A 22,123-nucleotide genomic window follows, 5' to 3' on the forward strand; every position below is an offset into this window, starting at 1 on the left:
CGGACGATAGCACCGGCAAGGCGGCGCGCAATCACTGCTGCCATGTACTGCACGCGCTTGAGATCACCCAGCCATTGTCGAGCCCGTCGACAAGGCACTGCAGCCAGATGGCAGTACTTCTGATGTCACGCTTGAAGGCGACGATCACATGGCTTGATCGCCACCTGTTGTCGCGTTTGCCATTACTGAGCCGCTGCGTCAGAACTGCGGCGCTGCCTTCACAGCCCCCATGCCGCGCGCCTTGCCAGAATGCCGGCCGCTTGTGGCCGCAGTGGCAGGGGAATCGGAGTTGGATGCATGACATGGATCATCGTGGCCACGGTCGTCATCACCTTGCTGGTGGGGCTGCTGCTGCTCAACTTCGCCACGCCTGAGAAGAAGCTCGAGCATATTCCGGCCCATTGCTACGACGTCTCCGACCCGCAATTCAAGCGCGAGATGTCGGTGTTGCTGGGCCCGGCGATCCTGCCCGGCAACAAGATCGACGTGCTGCAGAACGGGCACGAGATCTTTCCGGCAATGCTGGCCGCCATCGGCGGCGCGCAGCAGACCATCACCTTCGAAACCTATATCTACTGGTCAGGAGAGATCGGCCGCGAGTTCAGCGAGGCGCTGTCCGAGCGTGCGCGGGCCGGCGTCAAGGTGCGCGTCACCATCGACTGGGGCGGCAGTTTGAAGATGGACCCGTCGCTGCTCGAAGAGATGACCGACGCCGGCGTGGAAGTGCACCGCTATCGGCCGCTGACCTGGTACAACCTGCACCGCGTCAATAACCGCACCCATCGCAAGTTGCTGGTGATCGATGGCCGCATTGGCTTTACCGGCGGTGTGGGCGTGGCCGATCAGTGGATGGGCGAAGCGCAGGACCCGGAGCATTGGCGCGACTCGCATTACCGCATCGAAGGTCCGGTGGTGGCGCAGGTGCAGGCCGCCTTCAACGACAACTGGATCAAGACCACCGGCCGCGTGCTTAACGGCGCCGAGTATTACCCGCAGCTGGCGCCCGCCGGTGACAGCGATGCGCAGCTGTTCGTGGCCTCGCCGGCCGGCGGTAGCGAGAGCATGCACCTGATGTATCTGATCGCCATTGCCGCGGCACGCACGTCCATCGATCTGGCGGCAGCGTACTTCGTGCCGGACGCGTTGATCACCCGCTCGCTGCTGGACGCGCGCGGCCGTGGCGTCAAGATCCGCGTGCTGCTGCCGGGCAAGCATATCGATGCGGTGTCGGTACGGCTGGCGTCCAAGGCCAGCTGGGAGCCGCTGCTGCAGGCCGGCATCGAGATCCACGAATACCGGCCCACCATGCTGCACACCAAGCTGCTGATCATCGACAAGCTGCTGGTGTCGGTGGGCTCGACCAACTTCGACATCCGCTCGTTCCGCCTCAACGACGAGGCCAGCCTGAATGTCTACGACGCCACGCTGGCCGCGCGCATGACCGAGGTCTTCGAGCATGACTTGGAGCGTGCCGAGCAGTACACGCTGGAGCGCTGGCGTGCGCGGCCGCTGCGGCAGAAGCTGGGCGAAAAGCTGGTGTTCCCGTTCCGCTCGCAGGTGTGATGCCGCAGCGCCCGCGCCGTCTTACACCGGTGCGGACGCCGCAGCCTGCAATCGCAGCTGGCGCAGGCGCCACCACACCCCGCCCACATGCACCAGCGAATACAGCACCAGCGCAGCAGCAATGCCCAAGGTCAGCGGGCTGGCCTGCGACCCCGCAGCCGCCGCACCCTCGCTGAAAGCGCCAGAGGCCCAGCGCCAGGCCAGCCGGCCCAGCAGCACCAGCATCAATGCGCCGCCGATCCAGGGGTTGGGCGTGTACCAGCCCTGGCCATCCACCCATTCGGCATGCGTGTAACGCAGCGACACCGCGCCCAGCCCGATGCCTGCCACCGTTCCCAGCGCAATGCCCAGCCGCACCTGCGGTAATCCGTAGACCGCAAACGCCAGCGCGGCGGCGGCGATGACCAGCACGGCCGCACGCACCGCTGTGCCCACCGGCTTCCATTGCTGGCGGCCGAAGCTGCGACGAATGCGCCGGTAGTAAATGAAGGCGATGGCCGCCATCGACAGGTACGGGGTAAACGGTGCGATGGCGGCAGCGGGCATGACCAATCCTTTGTGGCTGAAGTGACGGCTGCAGGATGGAACCCGCCCGCACCGCGAACAAGGTGCCAAGTGTCACTTTCTGCAGCCGGCAGGCGGCGGCTCGCCTGGTACCCGGCCCCTTTCGACCGCCGGTACCGGCGCGCCCGGTGAACGCCGCGCACGCGCGCCAGCCATTGCCACACGCGGATCGAGGCCGCGGCGGTAGACTTGCCGGCAGTACTCCCCCACCGCAGTGCCATGTCCGCCATCAAGCACCATGCCCAGACGCTGATCGACACGCTGCCCGACACGGCAGGCTGGCAGGACGTGGTGCGCGTGGTGGAGGCGGCCAGCTTCCAGGCCGCGGTGCTGGACGGGATTGCCGCAGCCGACCAGGGCGCCATCACCGCGCCGGCTCAGGTCACCGCACTGTTTGCCAGATGGGGCGTTGATGTTACGGCGTGACTGGACCGTCCCGGCCGCCACGCAGCTCGCCCACGCCCAGGATCACTACCACGCACTCAACCCGACCATTGCCGCGGCGATGGCGCGGCAGGTGCTGGAAGCCACCCGCACCCTGGCCGAGCAGCCCGGGCGTGGTCACGCCGGCCGCGTGCCGGGCACGCGCGAGTGGGTGGTCAAGCACACGCCCTACGTGCTGGTCTACCGCGTGCGCGACGACGCGCTGCAACTGCTGCACGTCCATCTGGACCCCAGCGACTGGCTGCTCCGCAGCGAACCGCTGATCGAACGCATCGAGCCGTGGATCGCTGCGCTGATCAGCGCGCTGCTGCATGTGCTGATGCTGTTGATTCTGCTGTCCGCCTCCACCCCCAGCATGACCCCGCCGCAAGGCTCGGCCAGCGGTGGCCGCACCAAGGTGGACTTTGTCGGCGACACCGATCAGCCGCAGCAACCCACGCCCTCCCCGACGCCCACCCCGCCCTCGCAGACCGCCGCGCCGGTGCAGCCGCCACCGGCCGCCTCGCCGCTGCAATCCACGCTGGTCCAGAACGCCAAGAACCCGGTGCCGCCGCAGGGCAACACCCGTCGCGGCAGCCTGGCCGAGCAGCGCCGTGCACAGCCGGTGCAGCGCCCCACCCCGCCGCAGCCGCCGGCCGAACCGTCGTCGCCCCCGCAGCGCCGTCCCGAAACCTGGACCGGCCGCCCACCGGGCATGCTCGACGAACCCGCCGACGCCGCTGAAGACGGCAGCGCCAACACGCCCACCATCAGCGAAGGCCGCCGCCGCGACCGCAGCAACTCCCAGCCCAGCATGGATATCGGCGGCTTCCAGGTCTATTACGACGTGCGCAGCGAAACCCAGCTGCGCGCATGGAAGGAACAGGGCATGCAGGAAATCGCCATCATCCTGCCCGGCACCCAGCAACGCATGATCTGCCCGCTGGATGTCGCACTCAAACGCGGCTCCAGCAAATGCCGCCTGCTGCCGCCGGATTCGCCGGAACTGAAGAACATCGGCGATGCCCGCGAGGTCATCAACATGATGGAGGTCTACCGCCAGGGCGAACCGGTCTGGCGCGGGCCGGGGCCGTATCGGTAATGCGTGGACCTGTGTCTGTCACACAGATCCACGGGCAACCCCGCTGCTGTCCGGAAACCATCACCGAAATCGCGGTCACGTTGCGCATCGCGCACACCGCAACCGAGCGCGCCGGCGATTTAATCAGCGCGTTCGGCGGCAATAGGCACGTCGCAGAGATCAGCGCCCTTGGTCTTTGCCCAACTGCGTGCCCAGTGTTCCATTGAACGGTGCCGGAGCGCTGGTGACCAGACAGTTATAGGGTTTGTCGCTGTTGAGGACGAGTACCGACGACGTGGGCCCCTTGAAATTCAGCCCGACCGAAAACAGCACATACGTGTTGGGCAAGGCGCTCGGTCGAAACGCGCCGAAGGCATACTCGCCAGACAAGCCCAACGGCGCCAGCGGCACCGTCAGCATCAGCGGCTGTGTCGCGACAGGCGAGGGAAGCGACGACGAGGCGCTCATGATCATGGATTGCGCGTCGATGGAGTACTTGGTGGTGACCACCATTCCCAGATACTTGGAACTGGCTGCCGCAACCTGCTTGCGACACGCCGCAATGTCTTCGGGCTTCTTGTCTTCCTGGCCGGTTTGCAGCGTGGCAAAGACGTGGCTCAAGGTGACCCGCTCGGTGTTGGTGACGGGAGCGGCCGTGGCCACTTGCGGGCAGACGGCTGCCGTCAGTAGCAACGTGCTGCATGCGATCAATTGGCGAGAAAGGTTGAAGGTTTGAAGCATGACAAAAACTCCTTGGCATTAAGTTCGTGAGTGACACGGGACGCAGATTAACGATGTAACATGGCCCGAAAATCGGGATCATTCGGACTGTCTTGCGCATGTCGCACAGGTGAGTTTTTTCCCTCAGCCATCCAGACAGAAAAACGCCGCCTGCATTCTCTTTCCCTTCGATTCCGCGATTCTCGCCGGGCCGCTCATGCAGCGACTTAATCCCGGTTGATAAGAAGCGGTCGATGTGGCGATCTTGGAGAGCGACGGTTTCACAACCCGGCAAATCGTCTCAGTCACTTCGATGCGTGATGTATCGCCTGTTTTTCATCGATAGAAGGTTGGCTTTTCTTCGATGTCAGCCACCGCACTGGGATCGGTGCGGACCATGCAACCCTTGGCAATGGACCGATTTTCCGCGCGATCTGCGTTGCACTGCTCTCGGCCACCCCGGTTGCCGGCACTGGTCAGCGCGCCGGCAGGGTCATAAAGCACAGCAAGATCGGCTGCATTGACCTGACATCGCACCCGCAGCCCCCGGCGCGCAGCGAACTGGTTACAGTCTGCGCAGGGCCATCGCGCCCACTCCACCCATCTGCGTCTCAAAGGATCCGCATGTCCCTGCATCGTCTTGCACCTCGTCTTGGCCTGGCTGTTGGCCTGCTGTGCGCCTGCACCGCGCATGCGGCCGAGCCGGTGGCAGCGCATCGCCTGCTGCGCGTCACCCTGGGCGGCGCCACCGACCAACCCACCTCCGGGCGCCTGCTGGTGTTCGCGACCCTGGCCAAGGACGCACAGGCGCAGGCCAAGGACGGCAAGGTCGAGGAAGTGGACACCAACCCGTTCCGTCCCACCGCCACCACGGTGCCGCGCAGGAGGTCGTCGGGCTCGTGCCGGGGGCCAGCGTGCAGATCGATCTGGACAACATCGCTTTCCCCGGCGGGTTTTCCGCGCTACCGGCGGGTGCCTATCTGTTCCAGGCCGTGCTGGACCCGGACCACAGCTACGGCTACAGCGGCCGCGATGGCGGCGACCTGCTGAGTGCGGTGACGCCGGTCACCCTGGGCAAAGGCGCAGCGCTCCCGGCACTGACGCTCAGCACGCAGCTGCCCGTTTCGGACGACCCGTGGCGGGTGTCGCCGCGCGCACCGCAAGCCGTACGCGATGCGGTGCCCGAAGCCAAGCTGCACACCGCAGATGCCTCGATGGTGAGCCCGTCACTGAGCGCGTTCTGGGGCCGGCCGGTCTCGCTGCGCGCACGCGTGCTCACCCCGCCCGGCTACGACGCCAAGGCCCGCACGCGCTACCCCACCGTCTATGTCACCCATGGCTTCGGCGGCAACTACAACCGCTTTGCCGGCAGCATCGCCGCCGCCTGGAGCGCGATGGCGGCCAAGCAGATGCCGCCGATGATCTGGGTATTCCTGGATCAGGCCACGCCCACCGGCACCCACGAGTTCGCCGACTCGGTCAATAACGGCCCCTGGGGCACCGCGCTGACCGAGGAACTGATTCCGGCACTGGAGAAGCAGTACAGGATGGACGGCAAGGCCAGCGGCCGGTTCCTGACGGGCCATTCGTCAGGTGGCTGGGCCACGCTGTGGCTGCAGACGCGCTACCCCAAGCTGTTCGGCGGCACCTGGTCCACCTCGCCCGATTCCAGCGACTTCCACGACTTCACCGGCCCGGACCTGTACGCGTCCAATGCCAACGTCTACCGGCGTCCGGACGGCAGCCAGTTCCCGCTGGTCCGCGATGGGGGCAAGGTGGTGGCCGAGCTGGAAACCTTCGCCAAGCTGGAACGCGTGCTTGGCCCGTACGGTGGCCAGCTCACTTCCTTCGAGTGGGTGTTTTCCCCGCGCGGCGCCGACGGCCGCCCGGTGCCAATGTTCGACCGCGACACCGGCAAGGTCGACCCGGCCGTGGTGGCCTACTGGCGCACGCATTACGACATCGCCGCGCGCGTGGCCGCGCAGTGGCCCATGCTCAAGCCGGATCTGGATGGCAAGATCCACCTGATCGTCGGCACCGACGACACGTTCTACCTGGATGGCGCAGCACGTAAATTCCAGGCGGTGCTGGACGGCCTGGGCGCCAAGAGCGACTTCCGCTATCTGGAAGGCCGCAGCCACTTCGACCTGTACAAGGAGGGCGACGACGACAACGCCCTGATGAAGAGGATCGCCGCAGAAATGTACGCAGTGGCGCGACCCAAGCAGTAAGGGCGGCTTCGCACCGCCGAGTGGCGCCCCGGCGGTGCGCGCAGCTGTTTCCCGCGGCCGATTCACCCAATATCGGTGCTTGCGATGCAACACCGCAGGCGCCGCACCGTGCTCGTGTAACTGCATGCATCGCTGCTACGTGCAGCAACGCACCGGCGCATCGCACTGCCTGCCACCCACTGCGCCAACCTGCTGTGCAAGACGCGCAAGATGCGTGGCATTGCACATAACGCGCGCATCATCGCCTCGCCACTGAGAGCGGCTAACAACGTAACGAGCAGTTGTCAGGTCGCTATGGACAGCGCGCCCTATCACCGGTTTGCAAGCTTGCACCGAGTACCGACCGCGCCCGACAGGCGGTGAGCGCAGTCGTTGCGTCGGCTGCTCACGCCGAGCGCTTGGGCAACTCCCACTCCATCTGCTGGCGCAACACCAGCAGCAATACCCTGAGGCTGCCGGCGCGGACCAACGCGGCGGGGGTCTGCCCGTCCAGTGCGTTCATCGGCTCGCGAAACCAGCGGATCAGCGCGTCGTTATTGCCGCCGTGCAGCGCCCAGGCGTGGCACACGATCTCGCCCAGCGCCTCGATCCCGGCACTGCCCAGCAACTTGAGATGCTCGGGGCTGAAGTTGAACAGCGACAGCACCAGCTCGGCGTCGGCGGCCTTGCCGTAATCGACCGCCATCTGCGCGCTGTGCGCGGTGCTGTAGCTGGACGGTTGCGCGCGCAAGGCTTCGGCCCGGCGCATGCCAATGAGCAATGAGTCAATCAGGTCGGCGCGTTCCACGGTGCAGTCCGGCAGTATCTAGCGCGCACGCTAACGGTGCGGCCGACCGCGCTCAATCAGGAGTCTCCCGACACCTGCGGCGTCAGTCAGCCGGCATTGCCATCGGCAGCCTTTAACAACCGGCTTGCTAGCATCTGGGCGCGTTGCTGGCGGCGCACCGGGTTAGCCGGGCCGCCGTCGCTGGAGTGCCATCTCATGAGGAGTCGCCGATGAACTGGAAGTCCGCTATTGCCCTGCTTGCCCTGTCCACCACCGCCATGCCGGCGCTGGCCCAATCCGACCGGCAAGTCGCCGAAGACATGATCACCCGCTCGGCCAATGTCTGCCCCGGCCATAGCACCGATCGCACCAGCCCCACCGTCAAGGCCGTGCCCGTGGGCGCGCTGCGCGTGATGCTGGAACGCGGCCTGGTGATGTGCCCGGACCGCCGCCTGGATGCCGCTGCGCCGGCGGTGTTCTATGGCCGCCTGGGGGTGTTCGCCTGGAACCCGGAAGTGCCCGCCGCCAAGACCGTGATCGTCCAACAGATCGGCGCGATGACCCGCAAGGACGACTACCCGGTCGAAACGCTGGTGTGGGACGCCAAGGGCACCGCGCTCAAGCAGCAGACCGTGCCGATGTTCGAGCCCCGGCCTGGCGCGGCGGTGTTGTACAAAGTGCGTTGAGGCCCTGCGGCGCGGGATGCCGGAACTGTTTCAGCCGGCATCCCGTGCGATGCCGGCACCGGCCGGGGAAGCATGCAGACGCGCGCCCTGGCCTCTGGCATCTGCAATGCCGCTTGCAACGGCGTGCACCAGCAACGGTACCGCCCAACTGGCCCAGAGCAGCGTTGCGATCATGCCGGGCGACGGCGCCACCCTGGCAGTAACTGCGGCATACAGCACAACGCGGAACACCACTGGGGCGAGGGTCACCAGATACGCCCGCACCATCCAGCGCTGGTGCCGGACCACCTGCCTGCGGCGGATGGCGACAAGGCCGACGGACGCCACTACCAGCCACGCCGCTTCCGTCGCTGCGAAAGCCACGCGGATCGCCATTGGCGCGGGCGAGGTGGCGATCAACGCGGTGGCGCCGACCATCGCCACCAGCATGCCGGCGAAATAGGCCCGCCCCACCCAACGGTGCACCCATGCGTGCCTGCGCCAGCGTTGCGTGACGAACTGCAGCGTCCCCAGCGCAATGCCGGCGGCGCCGCCACCTAAGTGGCACCACAGCCAGCCGCGCCGGGTCAGGAACATGGCGTATGCCGGCGAGTCCAGCGCGGCGTACTTCAGGTACACGTGGCGCACGAACTCGGCCGTTAACGCGGCCAGCGCAAACCACAGCAGCGCCCACGCCACGCGAGCGACCAGCCTGCCACCAGCAACCGCGACACCGTCGCGCATCGGATCGACCCGCATGCCCCGCTCCCTCTGCCAGCCTGCTCTCGGCAGCGGAACGCTAGCATGGACGTACAGCAGTAGCGCGGGCGCGTGTTCGAGCTTAGGTCGGGCCCGGCGGCCGTCTCCAAGGTGCGTTGAGCACATGGGCGAGCGCGGTGAAGCATTCCCGTGCTCGTCCCATCGCCTGGCCGCTCATCGCCAAGGCGACGCCACTGCGTCTCGGTGCGCGCGGCGCAGCGGTGATTGCCGCGGCGCAGACGCCACCGCCAGCGATGCGTCCAGCGCGGCCATCAAAGTCCCAGGTCGGACAGGCTTGGGTGCGCATCGGGCCTGCGCCCGAGCGGCCAGTGGAACTTGCGCTCGGATTCCTGGATGGGCAGGTCGTTGATCGAGGAGTGGCGCGCGCGCATCAGGCCGTCGGCATCGTATTCCCAGTTTTCGTTGCCGTAGGAGCGGAACCAGTTGCCGGCATCGTCACGCCATTCGTAGGCATAGCGCACCGCGATGCGGTTTTCGTTGAATGCCCACAGCTCCTTGATGAGCCGGTACTCCAGTTCCCTGGCCCACTTGCGTTCGAGAAACGCCTGCGCCTGGTCGCGGCCGGTAACGAACTCGGCGCGGTTACGCCAGCGTGTGTCCACGCTGTAGGCCTGCGCCACCTTGGCCGCATCGCGGCTGTTCCAGCCGTCTTCGGCCAACCGCACTTTCAGCAAGGCGGTGTCGTGGGTAAATGGTGGCAGCGGTGGGCGCGACGATGCGGACGACGACATGACAAAACTCCTTGCAAGAAGGCAGAACACGGAAGGACGCTACCCGAGCAACGTACGGGCAGCCTGTTGGGCGGTGGTTGCAGATTCGGTACCGCCAAATACCAGGGCGACGGCAATGGCGCCGTCGATCAATACCAATACCTGTTGCGCCAGCGCATCCGGCTCTGGCCGGCCGGTGGCCACCACCAGGCCGTGCAGATACGCGTGCAAGCGCTGCTTGTGCGCGCGTGCCGCCATGCGGATGACGTGGTTCGGATCGCCGGTCTCACCAGCCGCATTGAGAAACGCACAGCCATGGAAGCGGCGATCGGCAAACCAGCTTTGCAGCGCATCGAAGCACGACAGCAGACGCGCGACCGGATCGTCGCTCTGTGAGGTGGCGGCCTCGAACCACGCCATCCAGCGCTCGTCGCGGCGCAACAAGGCTGCTTCCACCAACGCGTCCTTGGTGGGATACAGGCGGTAGAGCGTCTTGCGCGCCACCCCGGACGCCTTGACGATCGCCTCCATGCCGGTGGCATGAATGCCGCCGGCATAGATCAGGCGCTCGGTGGCATCGAGCAACGCGGCGTGGGGTTCAGCATAGGATTGCGAGGGCTTCATATGCGTTGAGAATGACCGTTCTCAACAAAGTAGAACGATCATTCTCTGATGTCAATGGCGCAGGGCACTGGATCGCGCTCCGGTCCGTCTTGCGTGTGCGCATGGAGGCGTCTGCATGGCCACCACACGCGACCGCGCGCGCGGTGGCCAGCCCATCGCCGCCCTGTCTACCGCAGGCGCTGGTGTTCGCCGCACAGAGGTTGTGCATCGATCTCGTCGACGATGCCGCGCAGCGCACGCGCGGCATTGAAGATGCTCTCCCCCAGGATCGACACGCTGCCGTTATCCAGCGCCTGGCCACTGCACACCGCCACCATGTCGCTTTGCGCGGTGATCGTGCGCAGCAGCGTGTGGAACTGGTCGATCTGCTCGACAGTGACACCGAAGGTGAAGTGTTCTTGCTGCGTCGGCCTGTTGTTTGCCCGTATGGCGCTCTGCAGTCTGGCAGCTTTATGATTTTTCGATATCGCCATGGCACTCGCGCTCGAGGTGTGCGGACGACATGTCCGTGAGCTCACGCTAGCGCACTATTTCGGATATCTGAAAATCAGATAATGCGGACCGTTTCAACGGCGCACATCGGTGTACTGCCGTCGTTTCAAACTGAGGGCATCGGCCCAACGGTCGCGGTGAAATATCTCGGCTCGCCGGTGATCGGATCATCGAACGCCAGCGTATGCGCGAATAACTGCAGTGGCCGTTCCGGATCGTCTGGCCGCTGGTCTTCCAACTCAGGATAGAAACGGTCGTGCAAAATCGGGGCACCTAACGCCGCCATGTGCACGCGCAACTGGTGCTTGCGCCCGGTGACTGGCTCCAATCGATACGTCCATGTGTCTGCGCCGCGCGCGACCACGTCGATCACCGTCTCGCTATTCGGCTCGCCCACGCCCTCGCGCATGCGGAAGAACGGCTCGCCCGGCTCCAGCCGGCTGCGATACACATAGGGAAACGTCAGCCTTGGTAGCGGCGGCGCCACCGCCAGATAGTGCTTGCGGATGCGTCGCTCGCGGAACAGCGCCTGGTAGATCCCGCGTGTGGCCGGGTTGGCCGAGAACAACACCAAACCAGCAGTGTTGCGATCGATGCGATGCAGCGGCACCAGTGCGGGATTGTCGAAACGATGTACCAATCGCGTCAGCAGTGTCTCGCGCACATAGGCGCCAGCTGGCACCACGGGCAGGAAGTGCGGCTTGCACGCCACCACCAGGTGCGCGTCCGCATGCACCACCGTCTCGGCAAATGGAATGACCGGCTCGTCCACCACCTCGCGGAAGTACAAAACCTCGGCACCCAGGCGATATGGCGCAGAGGCATTGAGCGCACTGCCTTCGGCATCCAGCACACGCCCCCGCGCGAAGCGGTCCTGCCAGGTGGCGGCATCCACACCTGGAAAGCACGCGCATAACGCTTCCAACACCGTGGACCAGGGGCCGGGCGGCAACTGGAACTGGCTGGCGGGGATGCCATCGAGCATCGGGCGTGCCGGAAGCATGGCCACAACAAGGCGCAGCCACATGGAGAGGGCTGGAATCGTACCCTGCCCACGTTTGCCGTTCTATCCTGATTTCTGCAAAAGTGAACAGAAAAGCCTCAACCGCAACGAGTGACCATCAGCCGATACGCATGACGCCACGTGGGGCAATGCCGCAGCTCTACACCAAGGAGATGGAGATGCGCTGTTGCTCCAGATGCCAACAGTCTTGGGCGCGCGGAAAACGTTTCGGTTCTTCAGTAGTGACTTTTGCCAACAGCTCAACTGCGATTTTTTGTACCGTAAGCGAATTGAAAACTGCTGCTTGCAGTAAAGTCGCTGTGCCCTACGCCCAACTCGCCGATAGCGAAGATCAAGGAAGCGTTCAATGACAGCTCAAAGAACATTCAACAAAAAGATCATGCGTTGCATGTCACTTACCGTCGTCGCGCTGAGTGCAGCATGCTCGAATGCTTCGCCACCGGCGGGCGCGACGGTCGGTAACTTTGCAAACAAGTGGGCATACGCCACAGCTTGCGGTTCTGGCCACTTTCTGAGCGTTGACCTCCATCAGCAGAAGAGCCATGTCACGGGAGAGTGGAGCGAAGGAACCAACGTGCGTGGAGGAGGCGGAAAATTGGAAGGGGATGTGCGTAGCGGAAAGCTCTACGTTCGCTACTGCAGCGATGATGGCGAGGCAGGCTATACGGCATGCCCCAACTTCTCGGGGCGGAAGATTACTTCGTTCTTGAAAAGGGGGCTCTGGTTCGCTACCAGAAGTTCGGCAATACATATAAGCGAGATGTCGCCTTGCACCCTGATATCAAGGGCAGGCAAATTCCATCCGAAACCTGCTCAGACACGGAGAGCGACTCATGAGCAGGCTGACAGATCAGGAATTGCGAGCCACGCTGTACTTTGCTGTCTGCGTGTCATCCGAAAGCGGATATGCCGCTTATCGATTGGAGGTCGCTGGCGACAATCTCAGGACACCGTTGCTGGAGCCGGCCGACAACAGTGGCTACACGATCGGCACCATCCAAACTGACCTGGGACAGCACTATCAGCCGAACGTGCCCAACGGGGAGAATGTTCCAAGGGACCTCGTGAATGCCTATCAACAATGGGCGAATGGGCAACAGGAAGATCTTGTTCTCAGCCAACAGCAGGTTGATCAGACGATCGCCGATCTTGGCCGTAACGGCCGCGCTATCCGTGCAGATGCCGGCCGGCCTCTCGATGCTGAGGTGAAATCCAGGCTAGACACTTTCCTTTCTTCCAACGAAGGCATCAGTTGGGTACATCAACGCGATGTGGTGCAAATCGACAAGCTGATGGATCGCGCCATCGCGCCCTTGCAGCGAAGTGAGCTTTACCAAAACGCGTCTTTGGACGACCAAGTAAAGTTGGCGACGATGGTTGGGAAAGCCTACAACCAGAACGAAACGCGCACCACGCCGATGATCCGCAGCATTGAGGCAAATCAGTACCATTCGCTCGCGGATGTGAGTGCCGCCATTGATGATCTGAATCCAAGGGCGACTGGACGTGGCGACTATCTGGAAGCTGGGCGAGACAAGGCGCTGGAGGGCGCCGATGTGGTAAATGCATTGCGCAATGCGGATTCGCGTAGCCCGCTCGCAGCAGCATGGACCAATGTGGTCGCCAACCCGCTTGTGGATCCGACAACACTCAACGCGCCGCAGGCAGGCCAAAACTTGGCGCACGAATACCATGCGGTGAAAAACCTGTTTCTGCACTACAACCGTGCAGAAGAATTCGTGAGCGCGCTGGACCGCGGCGCTACCTATCAAAATGCTTCAACAGACCGGGCAGATCCAATGCGATTCAATGGTGCCGGCTTTTATGCTGCCGGTAACGACTTGGTGACCTGGAACAAGACAGGTTAGGGTCACGCATTCTTGAATGGTGCTTGGAGCGGTGTTGAGCGGCAGAATCTTGCGCGAGTGCGCAACGATGACGGCACTATAGATCTGAACATCAACGAAAATGGGCAGGCGCGTAGATTGCTGCACGTCGATCCACACGCAAATCCATTGCGCGGAATGGAAGCACCAGCGCAACCAGCGCCGCATGATCAACCGCCCGTGGTGCCTAGGCATGGTTCCTTACTTCCATCACAGGACCCGCTCCATCGCCAGGCCGAAGATGCTGTTCGCCGCGTTGAGCAAGGTCTCGGCAGGGAGTACGACGACAACAGCGCACGGTTGGCAGCAAGTAGCGCGTACCTAGCTAAAGAGAATGGGCTGACAAGAATCGATCATGTAGTACTGAGCGAGAACTCTAAGTCTGTGCGACAAGGCGAGAACCTGTTCGTTGTAGAGGGGGCGTTGAACGATCCCGCACACAAGATGGCGCACATGAAGACCAATGACGCCATCGCACAGCCGATTGAACAGTCTCTGGCGCAATTGCAGTCCTTAGGTGAGACGCAGCGGCAGCAACAGTCCCAACAACAAGAGCAGCAGCGCGAACAATCGATCACCACGCCACCTCGGATGGTATGAGAAGGCGCGAAATGACCTTGGCCCTGAGGTTTCGCGATGGCATTGATACTCCCACGCACGCAGTCGCGTTGATAGACGCATAAGCGGCCTCAAGCGTTGGAGCAAGAATTGGGTTTCTCACCTTCGAGCGCGTGAGGCTGATGCCTGGTGGGACATTGCTCGCAACGACCCAGATGCTCTGCTGACAAAACCTGTTGCAGCGGCTATGGTCGAAGCTGGAACGGGAGTTCTTGCATGGGACGCAGAAAAAAAGAGAGTGGATTCGAAGCGTTGGCCGCATTGCCGTGGCCGGTTGGCTTCGTTATGGGAATCGCTGCGTATCTGGTGGTGCGCTACGGCATTAGCTGGTGGTTCTCTCACCAGGGCGGAATGCTGTCGCAGGGCTTCGCCCAGCAATCTAGTGGAATGTTCGCGCCATTGGCGTGGACGCTGCTCGGCGTCTGCTGGCTTGCTGCGCTGTTCTCCTATCTGGGCACACGCAGCCGGCGGCGCTTTCTTGAAACACGCACAAGCCTGGAGAGCCTGGCCGCCGGCGGCTGGCGCCAGTTCGAACACTTGGTGGGTGAAGCCTTTCGCCGCCAGGGCTACAGCGTCGAAGAAACCGGCCTGGGTGGCCCCGACGGTGGCATCGACCTGATCCTGCGCAAGGATGGCCGGCGCACGCTGGTGCAATGCAAGCAATGGAAGCGCCAGCAGGTCGGCGTCAACGTGGTGCGGGAGATGTACGGCCTGCTCGCCCACCACCAAGCCCACTCGGTCAAGATTGCCTGCATCGGTACCTACACGAAGGACGCTGAGCGCTTTGCCGAAGGCAAGCCGATTGAACTGATCGGCGGCGAACAGCTGCTAGAAATTATCCGAGCCGCTAAACAGCAAGCCATAGCGCCATCGACCTCGGCACCTATAAAGATTGAGCCTGTCTTTGCTTCGACTGCCTCGACTACTTCAATTGCCGTCCCCCACCCAATCTGCCCGCGCTGCGGCAGCGCGTTTGTACAGAGAAGGAACCGGCGCACCGGCGAGCATTTTCTAGGTTGCAGCCAGTTCCCGAAATGCAGGGGAACTGCGTAAAGGCGCTTGAACACGTTTTTACTTTTTTGGAACTTAAACTCGAGCGATTAACATGAGGCTGTCTGTAGACCTTAAAAACTGTTATGGCATCAGCGAATTGGTGCATGAGTTTGATTTCACCAATAGCAATGGATATGCCATCTATGCGCCAAATGGTTTCATGAAAACTTCGTTTTCGAAGGCATTCGATGATTTTTCCAAAGGACGAGAAACAAAAGACCTTATTTTTCCAGATAGAGCTTCAAATAAATTAATCAAAGATGATGCAGGAATCGACATTACTGCTGATTCAGTTTTTGTTGTTGAGCCATATAATGCCGATTTCGCCTCTGAGAATACATCATTACTTCTTGTGAATAGCGAAGTTAAACAAAAGTATGATTATGCCCTTAAAGAGATTGCAGATAAGCAGTCAGCTTTGGTTTTGAAACTCAAACAACTATCCGGACTGACCGGGAGAACAATTACTGTAGAAACCGAAATTTTGAAATGCTTTGGTAAGAAATCGCTTGCTGAACTTGTAGATTCATTAGAAGAACAAGTGAAGGCCGGCACTTCGTCGCAGCTTTCCAGTGTTGTGTATTCGGAAGTTTTTAATGATAAGACTGTTGGACTTTTGGATTCCGGGTCCATCAAGCATCAGCTGGAAGAATATATCCAACAATACAACGAACTCGTGTCCAATTCTGATGTCCTCAGCAAGCAGTTCAATCACTATAGCGCGTCGACTGTTAACAAGCAGCTCAAAGATAATGGGTTTTTTGAAGCCAAGCACACAGTAAATCTCAGAACCAAAGATGGGATGAAAGAGGTTACTACTGCTGATCAACTTGCTGAGAAAATTGAGGAAGAGCGAAAGAAGATCCTGACCGATAAAGATCTTGCTACAAAGTTTGATGCGATAGATAAGAAAATCCAAAATACTGAGCTTAGGAAATTTAGAGACTACCTCTTTGATAACCAACACATTCTTCCATACCTAAAGGACTTCAAGAAGCTTCAGAAGGAACTTTGGATTGCCTACTTGGTCGATCAGAAGGAACTCTATAGTCAATTCCTAGACGCCTACAGAACGAGCAAGGTCACTATTGAAAAAACTGTTGAACAAGCTAAGAGTGAAAGAACGGAATGGGAAGCAGTTGTTGATTCCTTCAACAAGCGGTTTTCCGTCCCGTTCAGGATGATTGTGGAAAACCAAGATGATGTAATCTTGAAAGGCTCACAACCTTCCATTTCATTCAAATTTAGAGATGGTGATGGTGAAGGTGATGTTGCTAGAGAATCCTTGCTAAAGGTTCTTAGTCAAGGCGAAAGAAGATCACTCTATATACTGAACATCTTGTTCGAGATAGAGACAAGAAGGAAGAAAGGCGCAGTTACAATATTAGTGATTGATGATATTGCAGACTCGTTTGACTATAAAAACAAGTATGCAATCATTGAGTATCTAAAGGATATTTTCAACTCAGGGAAGTTCATGTGTCTTTTTCTCTCTCACAACTTCGACTTCTACAGGAGTATCAGCGGACGGTTAAATTTAGATTGGAGCTGCAAGCTACATGCAACAAAAACCGGAAGGAAGTTGAAGCTGGTGCAAGAAAAATATCAGAACAATCCATTTGATTATTGGAAGAAGAACATAACCACACCCGCTTACTGCATCTCAGCCATTCCTTTTGTTAGGAATTTGGCTGAATTCTGCGGGCATAAAGATGAATTTTTAAAGCTGACATCACTGCTGCATGTCAAAGAGGATACCGACACTTTAACTCTTGATGAGCTTTGCGCGATATATAAAAAGATATTGGCTGATAAGCAGCAATGACACTGACCCCACCAGCGAAGCTAGTAATTGATGTGATCCACGAAGAAGCAGAATTGGTTTTCAATCAGCAGGAGGAAGCAATAGAACTTGAGGGAAAAATTGTCCTATCAATTGCCATCAGGCTTTTAGCCGAACGGCATATGATTAGAACCATCAACAATGCTGTTTTTATTGAAGCCGTCAAGAAGAATCAGACAATCAAACTTCTTCAGGAATATAAGAGATTGGGCCTTGGGAGGCTGGAAGATGTTTCTGTTCTTGAGCAAGTCAACTTGATGACCCCTGAAAACATTCATCTGAACTCATTCATGTATGAGCCTATTCTGGATTTGGGAATAGCTCACTTGAAAGCCCTCTATGCAGAAGTCAAGTTGCTTCCATAAAGCAAACACACGGGGTGACGGGGTAATGTCACGTTTTCAATTGACATGAGACACCTTGACCTCCCATACATCCCCCACCCGCCATCCTCGGCTCCAGACTCAACTGGAGAACACACGATGATGAAGTGGATGGGGACCGCGCTGGCCGCGGCACTGCTGATGAGCGGTTGCGCCAAGGTGGAGGGCGAGAAGTTCGTCGGCCACTGGGTCAACGTGCAGACCCAGGACGAGACGATGGACATCGAGCGCAATGGCGAAACCTTCATGGTGCGCAGCACCACGCCGAAGTTCTTCAGCCGCAAGCCCAAGACCGAGAGCTACCCGGCGGTCTACAAGGACGGGGCGCTGCAAGTCAGCAACGATGGCGAGACGGTGAACTTTGCCATCGATGAGACCAATGGCCACCTTAATACCGGTGGCGAGCAGTACCAGCGCGTGCCGGCCAAGTAAGCCCGCCGCTATCGCCAGCGCCCGCATGCCGACCTTCCCCGTCGCACGCGGGCGTTTGCGTTTGTGGCCCTGCCGGCAGCGCCGGGGCGGCCGGCGCCCGCTGCGGCGAGCAGATGCCGGGCCGGACGCACCGCCCGTCGCCCGGCCTTGCGCTGCCTCTGCCCTTCCACCCCGCGCAAGCCGTACAGTGCGCAGGCACGCCAGGGTCATGGCGCTGCCCGACCGATCAATCCAGCAACTACGAGGGTGTCATGAGCAAGGGGATGGACCAGAAGAAGAGCCAGAAGAAAGAGCCGACCAAGACGCTGAAGGAAAAGCGCGCGGCCAAGCAGGAAAAGAAGGGCAAGTAAGCCGCCCAGCCTGCCAGACGGCAGACGAGGTCAGGCGCAGGCCTGGCCTCCCGTTTTTTAGGGCGTGGCGCTGAGCGTTGGCTTGCGAACTCGGCCTGTCAGATTCCCTCAAGCGCTGCTGACATGGCCTGCGGTAGTGCCCCAACGCCACTGTAGACCGAACAACGAGCCGGCCGAACCCGCTACTAATATGGGTTTGTGCAGATTTCGGAGCGCGTCATGAGCCGTTTGACCATCGATCTGAGCGATCAGCAGCACCAGAGCCTAAAGGCGCTGGCGGCTTTGCAAGGCAAGACCATCAAGCAATACGCGCTTGAACGTCTCTTTCCTGGCGACGTAAACGCCGATCAAGCATGGCATGAGTTAATAAGCCTGCTTGGGGGGCGTGTCGAGGAAGGCCTTGCCGGCAAGGTATCTAGCAAGAGCATCAGCACCATCCTGGATGAAGAATTGGCCGAGCGCCGTCGCGGTTGATGTACAGCTACGTCCTCACCGACGCATAGGAAGCGGTCTGCGCGGGATCATCCGCTAACCTCGACATACCGAGCGCAGATTCTCTGATACATCGCAGACCTATCGAGGTGTGATCTGGATGCTGTTGGATGTAGCAGTCTTCAGAGACGTCATATCGGCTGAGGTGCTTTTACTTTTTGATTCCGATTGCTCCCGATAACGCACAAACGGATAGACCGCGACCGAGTACGTGCGTCCAGGCATGGTCTGGTAGCTCCGTGACAGGTTGATCGTCCTGACGATTGACTGCCCGGGCTTCAAGACAAGAGGTTGCGTGGAACCGCGGACGTTATGCACGTAGATGCCGCGATAGTCGACGGTGCTGCCATCCTCTTGCAGGACCTCGAACAGATTGGCCTGCAATCTCCCACCTTTATCCACGTCTGGAACATACGAGGCAGGTAGCTCGATGGGCCGGTCACCTGCGTTGGTCATCGTGACTGAGACGGATGCTCCAGCTGTCGCTATATGCGCTGTCTGCATGTTCTGGAGCTTGATATCCAGCCTCCCGGCCGCAGTAGCGGCGAAGCACGTCGCCAGCGCAACCGTCCCAAGAATCCATACTGCTTTCATCATTCACCTCCCTAGCGCAAGCGCTTGCTTGCCATGCGTTCTTACGCCACATCCCCGGCTTGGGGTCTATCAGAACAACGAGCCCTGGACGGATGGAACCACCTTGGCAGGCGACTCCCGGGCAGACGGCAATGGCGACTCATGCTCGGCGCGATATTTCAATTCAACGTGCACTGTTGCCGTAGGCGGCAGTTATCCGAAAATTTCGAATAGCTGCCTCTGTAGGCAACGCGTTGTCGGCAAACACCGTGCTATCCAGGTATTCACGGTGATGGTGATGGGCGAACGTGCCGCTTTGCCGTAAGTGATCCTGCCATCGCCGGCCCGCGTCCATCAGAACAACGACCCCTGTACAGGCAACGCAGTGGATGGTTCTGTTGCTGGCTTGGCGGGTGCCGCCTGCTGCTGCGCACCCAACCGCCATGCCAGCCCCGAAATCCGCGCGGCGTGCCTTGCGAGCGCGGCGCGGATGACTGCTTCGCTGCCGGCCAGGTGCAGGGCGCGGCGGGCGCGGGTGATGCCGGTGTAGAGCAGTTCGCGGCTGAGCACGCGGGCGTCGCGGGTGGGCAGTTGCAGCCAGACGGTGTCGAATTCGCTGCCCTGGGCCTTGTGCACGGTCATGGCGAAGGCGCTTTCGTGCGCGGGCAGTGCGGCGGGGTGGAAGCCGCGCACCTGTCCGTCGCCGTCGCCTTCGAACCAGGCGACCAATGGGCCTTGGGCACGGCTGTCGGTGCCTGGGGCGTGGCGGTTGGCGGTGGCGGCGGACTGGCCTGGCGGTGAGGACGGGCCTTCGTCGCTGCGCCCCGAAAAGGGACTCGCATCGCTTCGCAGGCAGATGCCGACATCGCCATTGAACAGGCCGTGGCGGTAGCTGTTTTCGGTGATCAGCAGCAGGCGGCCCTGAAACCAGGGCGAGGCGCTGCCGAGACGGCGGGCGCCGGAGCCGGTTTCGGCCAGCAGTTGTTCGATACGGGCGTTGAGGCCACGTGCGCCCTGCGGGCCGGCGCGCACGGCGGTGAGCAGGCGCAGGCGCGCGGCATCGCGCAGGGCGGCGGCCGGGTCGTGCGCGTCGGCCAGCGCGCGCCAGTGGGCGAGCAGTGCGTCGCGGCCCAGGGTGAGCGGGTCTTCGCCGTCTTCGTGGAAGTGCACGCCGGCCAGCTCGCCACTGCGCAGCAGGGCCAGGGCGGTGTCGGCGTCGCCGGCGCGCACGGCGTCGGCCAACGGGGCGAGCGCGAAGTCGTGCGCCTGACGGTAGCCGCGCAGCAGGTGCACGCGGTGGCCGGCCAGGCCGCCGCTGTGGGTGGCGGCGGGCGTGGTGTCGCCGGGCGCGTTGCCGAGCAGCGGTTGCAGCGCCTGTGCATCCTGCGGCTGCAGGGTGTCGCCGGGGCCGGCGGCCTGCAGGATGGCGGCGAGCACGTCGCCGGCTTCTACCGAGGGCAGCTGGTCGGCATCGCCGAGCAGGATCAGCTGGGTGCCGTCGGCCACGGCTTCCACCAGCTTGCACATCAGCGGCAGGTCGACCATGGAGGCTTCGTCGACCACGATCAGGTCGAACGGCAGCGGATTGTCCGCGTTATGGCGGAAGTTCGGGGAATCGGGAATGACACCGAGCAGGCGGTGGAGGGTGCTGGCGCCGGTGGGGAGGAGGGAGTTCCAGGTGGACGGCTGGCCCTCACCCACCCTTCGGGCACCCTCTCCCGCTTGCGGGAGAGGGGAAACATCGGGGTGCGGTGGCTCTGTCGCTTGATGGGGAGGGGAAGTGACGGGGTACGGCGACGGCTTCGCTTGCCCGGGCGAGGCTGCAGCGGGAGTGGGTGCGAGCTGGATGCCGTCGGCGATGGCGCGGGCGACCGCAAAGCGCAGGCTCTCGGCCATGCGCTCGGCGGCGCGGCCGGTGGGCGCGGCCAGGGCGATGCGCGGTGCCGGGGTGTTGGATACTTGCGCCTGGGCGATGCGCAGCAGCAGCAGGCGGGCGATGGTGGTGGTCTTGCCGGTGCCGGGGCCGCCGGTGACCAGCAGCAGGGTGCGGCGCAGGGCCAGGGCGGCGGCCTGGGCCTGACGGTCCGGGTGATGGGATGGGTTCGTGCCGTCTTGGTGGTGGGATGGCTCGAGCGGGGCCGTACCTTCCTGGTCGGCGGATGGCTCGGGCAGGCCCGTACCCTCACCCGCCCTTCGGGCACCCTCTCCCGGGGGCAGAGGGGAAGCCTGGGGGAATAGCTGCGCGAACAGCGGGGCTAGCGTGGCGGCGTCGAAGGGCGGCGGCGCTTGGGCGGCGATGCGTTGCAGGCCCAGCGCCAGGCGGCGTTCGTACTCGCGGTAGCGGCGCAGGTAGAGCAGGCCGTGTTCCAGGACCAGCGGGCAGTCGGCGGCGGCGGGGTCTTCCGGAGCCGGTTGATCGACCCAGCGCGAGGCGGCCAGGCTGCGTTGCCAGTCGCCTGGATCGGGGAGCGCGGGCGATTGGCCCTCGCGCGCGTCCAGCAGCATGGCGGCGCGGGCGGGGTCCAGCCCTGCATGACCGCTGGTGACGGCCAGCGAGGCGAGCGCGGCGGCGGCCAGGACCTGGGGGTCGGTGTCCGGGGCCAGGCGTTGCAGGCTTTGCGCGAAGGCCAGATCCAGCGGGCGTAGCGCATCGGCCTTGATTAACGCGCTGAAGAGGTTTGGCTGGTTCATGGGGTGGACGCCTGTTGGGCGCAGGCGCCCTCACCCCAAGCTCCGCTGCGCGCCCCGGCCCGCGCGGCGTGGCGCAGGCACGGCCAGGCACGCGCGCCATTGCGCGCAAGCAGTGTCTGCTCGCCTCGAGGGGAGCGCGGCTTGCGCACTGCGCTGATC

At 61.9% G+C, this 22,123-nt stretch carries 19 protein-coding genes and 3 pseudogenes; 12 read left to right on the forward strand and 10 right to left on the reverse strand.

What is annotated here, in order from left to right; translation table 11 throughout:
- Nucleotides 1-297: 297 nt before the first annotated feature.
- Entirely contained in the window at nt 298-1,563 is a 1,266-nt protein-coding gene (locus tag BJD12_RS12175; RefSeq protein ID WP_005997037.1) for a phospholipase D-like domain-containing protein, read from the forward strand.
- Between the two features lie 21 nt (nt 1,564-1,584).
- Here the strand turns inward: BJD12_RS12175 and BJD12_RS12180 are convergent, their stop codons facing one another.
- On the reverse strand, nt 1,585-2,109 hold the full coding sequence (locus tag BJD12_RS12180; RefSeq protein WP_005997036.1) for a CcdC protein domain-containing protein: 525 nt from the start codon (nt 2,107-2,109) through the stop codon (nt 1,585-1,587).
- Nucleotides 2,110-2,346: 237 nt separating this feature from the next.
- Between BJD12_RS12180 and BJD12_RS12185 the strand changes: the two genes are divergently transcribed.
- Both BJD12_RS12185 and BJD12_RS12190 read left to right on the forward strand, forming a co-directional pair.
- Nucleotides 2,347-2,553, forward strand: coding sequence for a hypothetical protein (locus BJD12_RS12185; protein ID WP_005997035.1), 207 nt, complete (start codon nt 2,347-2,349; stop codon nt 2,551-2,553).
- Nucleotides 2,540-3,652 carry a type II toxin-antitoxin system RelE/ParE family toxin gene (locus BJD12_RS12190; RefSeq protein ID WP_058564048.1) on the forward strand — a complete coding sequence of 371 codons (1,113 nt, stop codon included), beginning with the start codon at nt 2,540-2,542 and terminating at the stop codon, nt 3,650-3,652. Before BJD12_RS12185 ends, BJD12_RS12190 begins: the two co-directional genes overlap by 14 nt.
- Nucleotides 3,653-3,811: 159 nt before the next feature.
- On the opposite strand, the gene BJD12_RS12195 is transcribed toward BJD12_RS12190, so the two are convergent.
- Nucleotides 3,812-4,372, reverse strand: coding sequence for a hypothetical protein (locus tag BJD12_RS12195; RefSeq protein ID WP_005997033.1), 561 nt, complete (start codon nt 4,370-4,372; stop codon nt 3,812-3,814).
- 603 nt (nt 4,373-4,975) lie between these two features.
- On the opposite strand from BJD12_RS12195, the pseudogene BJD12_RS12200 reads away from it, so the two are divergent.
- Nucleotides 4,976-6,582: pseudogene (locus BJD12_RS12200) on the forward strand (alpha/beta hydrolase).
- 385 nt (nt 6,583-6,967) lie between these two features.
- Here BJD12_RS12200 and BJD12_RS12205 read toward each other — a convergent pair.
- Complete coding sequence (locus BJD12_RS12205) at nt 6,968-7,369, reverse strand: antitoxin Xre/MbcA/ParS toxin-binding domain-containing protein (RefSeq protein WP_005997030.1); 402 nt, start codon at nt 7,367-7,369, stop codon at nt 6,968-6,970.
- 233 nt (nt 7,370-7,602) lie between these two features.
- On the opposite strand from BJD12_RS12205, the gene BJD12_RS12210 reads away from it, so the two are divergent.
- Nucleotides 7,603-8,034, forward strand: a complete 432-nt coding sequence (locus BJD12_RS12210; RefSeq protein ID WP_172797225.1) for a hypothetical protein — start codon at nt 7,603-7,605, stop codon at nt 8,032-8,034.
- 47 nt (nt 8,035-8,081) lie between these two features.
- Here the strand turns inward: BJD12_RS12210 and BJD12_RS12215 are convergent.
- The 5 genes and pseudogenes from BJD12_RS12215 to BJD12_RS12235 form a co-directional block, all read right to left on the reverse strand.
- A pseudogene (locus BJD12_RS12215) lies at nt 8,082-8,757 on the reverse strand (DUF2306 domain-containing protein); the annotation flags it as partial.
- Between the two features lie 287 nt (nt 8,758-9,044).
- Nucleotides 9,045-9,524, reverse strand: a complete 480-nt coding sequence (locus BJD12_RS12220) for a nuclear transport factor 2 family protein (RefSeq protein WP_039426134.1) — start codon at nt 9,522-9,524, stop codon at nt 9,045-9,047.
- Nucleotides 9,525-9,563: 39 nt separating this feature from the next.
- Nucleotides 9,564-10,127 carry a TetR/AcrR family transcriptional regulator gene (locus BJD12_RS12225; RefSeq protein WP_005997022.1) on the reverse strand — a complete coding sequence of 188 codons (564 nt, stop codon included), beginning with the start codon at nt 10,125-10,127 and terminating at the stop codon, nt 9,564-9,566.
- Nucleotides 10,128-10,294: 167 nt separating this feature from the next.
- Nucleotides 10,295-10,600: a hypothetical protein gene (locus BJD12_RS12230; protein ID WP_005997020.1), complete on the reverse strand. Its 306-nt coding sequence runs from the start codon at nt 10,598-10,600 to the stop codon at nt 10,295-10,297.
- A gap of 125 nt (nt 10,601-10,725) precedes the next feature.
- Nucleotides 10,726-11,604: an RluA family pseudouridine synthase gene (locus tag BJD12_RS12235; RefSeq protein WP_425480536.1), complete on the reverse strand. Its 879-nt coding sequence runs from the start codon at nt 11,602-11,604 to the stop codon at nt 10,726-10,728.
- A gap of 872 nt (nt 11,605-12,476) precedes the next feature.
- Between BJD12_RS12235 and BJD12_RS24955 the strand changes: the two genes are divergently transcribed.
- The 7 genes and pseudogenes from BJD12_RS24955 to BJD12_RS12275 all read left to right on the forward strand — a co-directional run bounded on the left by BJD12_RS24955 (nt 12,477) and on the right by BJD12_RS12275 (nt 18,682).
- Nucleotides 12,477-13,511 carry a hypothetical protein gene (locus BJD12_RS24955; protein ID WP_005997015.1) on the forward strand — a complete coding sequence of 345 codons (1,035 nt, stop codon included), beginning with the start codon at nt 12,477-12,479 and terminating at the stop codon, nt 13,509-13,511.
- 225 nt (nt 13,512-13,736) lie between these two features.
- Nucleotides 13,737-14,129: pseudogene (locus BJD12_RS24960) on the forward strand (XVIPCD domain-containing protein); the annotation flags it as partial.
- A 234-nt stretch (nt 14,130-14,363) separates the two neighbouring features.
- A complete protein-coding gene (locus BJD12_RS12255) occupies nt 14,364-15,200 on the forward strand; it encodes a restriction endonuclease (protein WP_005997011.1) in 837 nt (278 codons plus the stop codon).
- 52 nt (nt 15,201-15,252) lie between these two features.
- A complete protein-coding gene (locus BJD12_RS12260; RefSeq protein ID WP_005997008.1) occupies nt 15,253-17,025 on the forward strand; it encodes a hypothetical protein in 1,773 nt (590 codons plus the stop codon).
- Entirely contained in the window at nt 17,022-17,408 is a 387-nt protein-coding gene (locus BJD12_RS24780) for a hypothetical protein (protein WP_005997006.1), read from the forward strand. The genes BJD12_RS12260 and BJD12_RS24780 overlap by 4 nt, the downstream gene beginning before the upstream one ends.
- Nucleotides 17,409-17,525: 117 nt before the next feature.
- A complete protein-coding gene (locus BJD12_RS12265; RefSeq protein WP_005997004.1) occupies nt 17,526-17,858 on the forward strand; it encodes a hypothetical protein in 333 nt (110 codons plus the stop codon).
- Nucleotides 17,859-18,427: 569 nt separating this feature from the next.
- A complete protein-coding gene (locus tag BJD12_RS12275; RefSeq protein ID WP_042828628.1) occupies nt 18,428-18,682 on the forward strand; it encodes an antitoxin in 255 nt (84 codons plus the stop codon).
- Between the two features lie 99 nt (nt 18,683-18,781).
- Here BJD12_RS12275 and BJD12_RS12280 read toward each other — a convergent pair whose 3' ends face one another.
- Both BJD12_RS12280 and recD read right to left on the reverse strand, forming a co-directional pair.
- Nucleotides 18,782-19,294: a hypothetical protein gene (locus tag BJD12_RS12280; RefSeq protein ID WP_229003664.1), complete on the reverse strand. Its 513-nt coding sequence runs from the start codon at nt 19,292-19,294 to the stop codon at nt 18,782-18,784.
- 333 nt (nt 19,295-19,627) lie between these two features.
- Nucleotides 19,628-21,964: an exodeoxyribonuclease V subunit alpha gene (recD, locus tag BJD12_RS12285; protein WP_074059386.1), complete on the reverse strand. Its 2,337-nt coding sequence runs from the start codon at nt 21,962-21,964 to the stop codon at nt 19,628-19,630.
- Nucleotides 21,965-22,123: the final 159 nt, after the last annotated feature.

Source organism: Xanthomonas vesicatoria ATCC 35937 (assembly GCF_001908725.1).
Lineage (GTDB): Bacteria > Pseudomonadota > Gammaproteobacteria > Xanthomonadales > Xanthomonadaceae > Xanthomonas > Xanthomonas vesicatoria.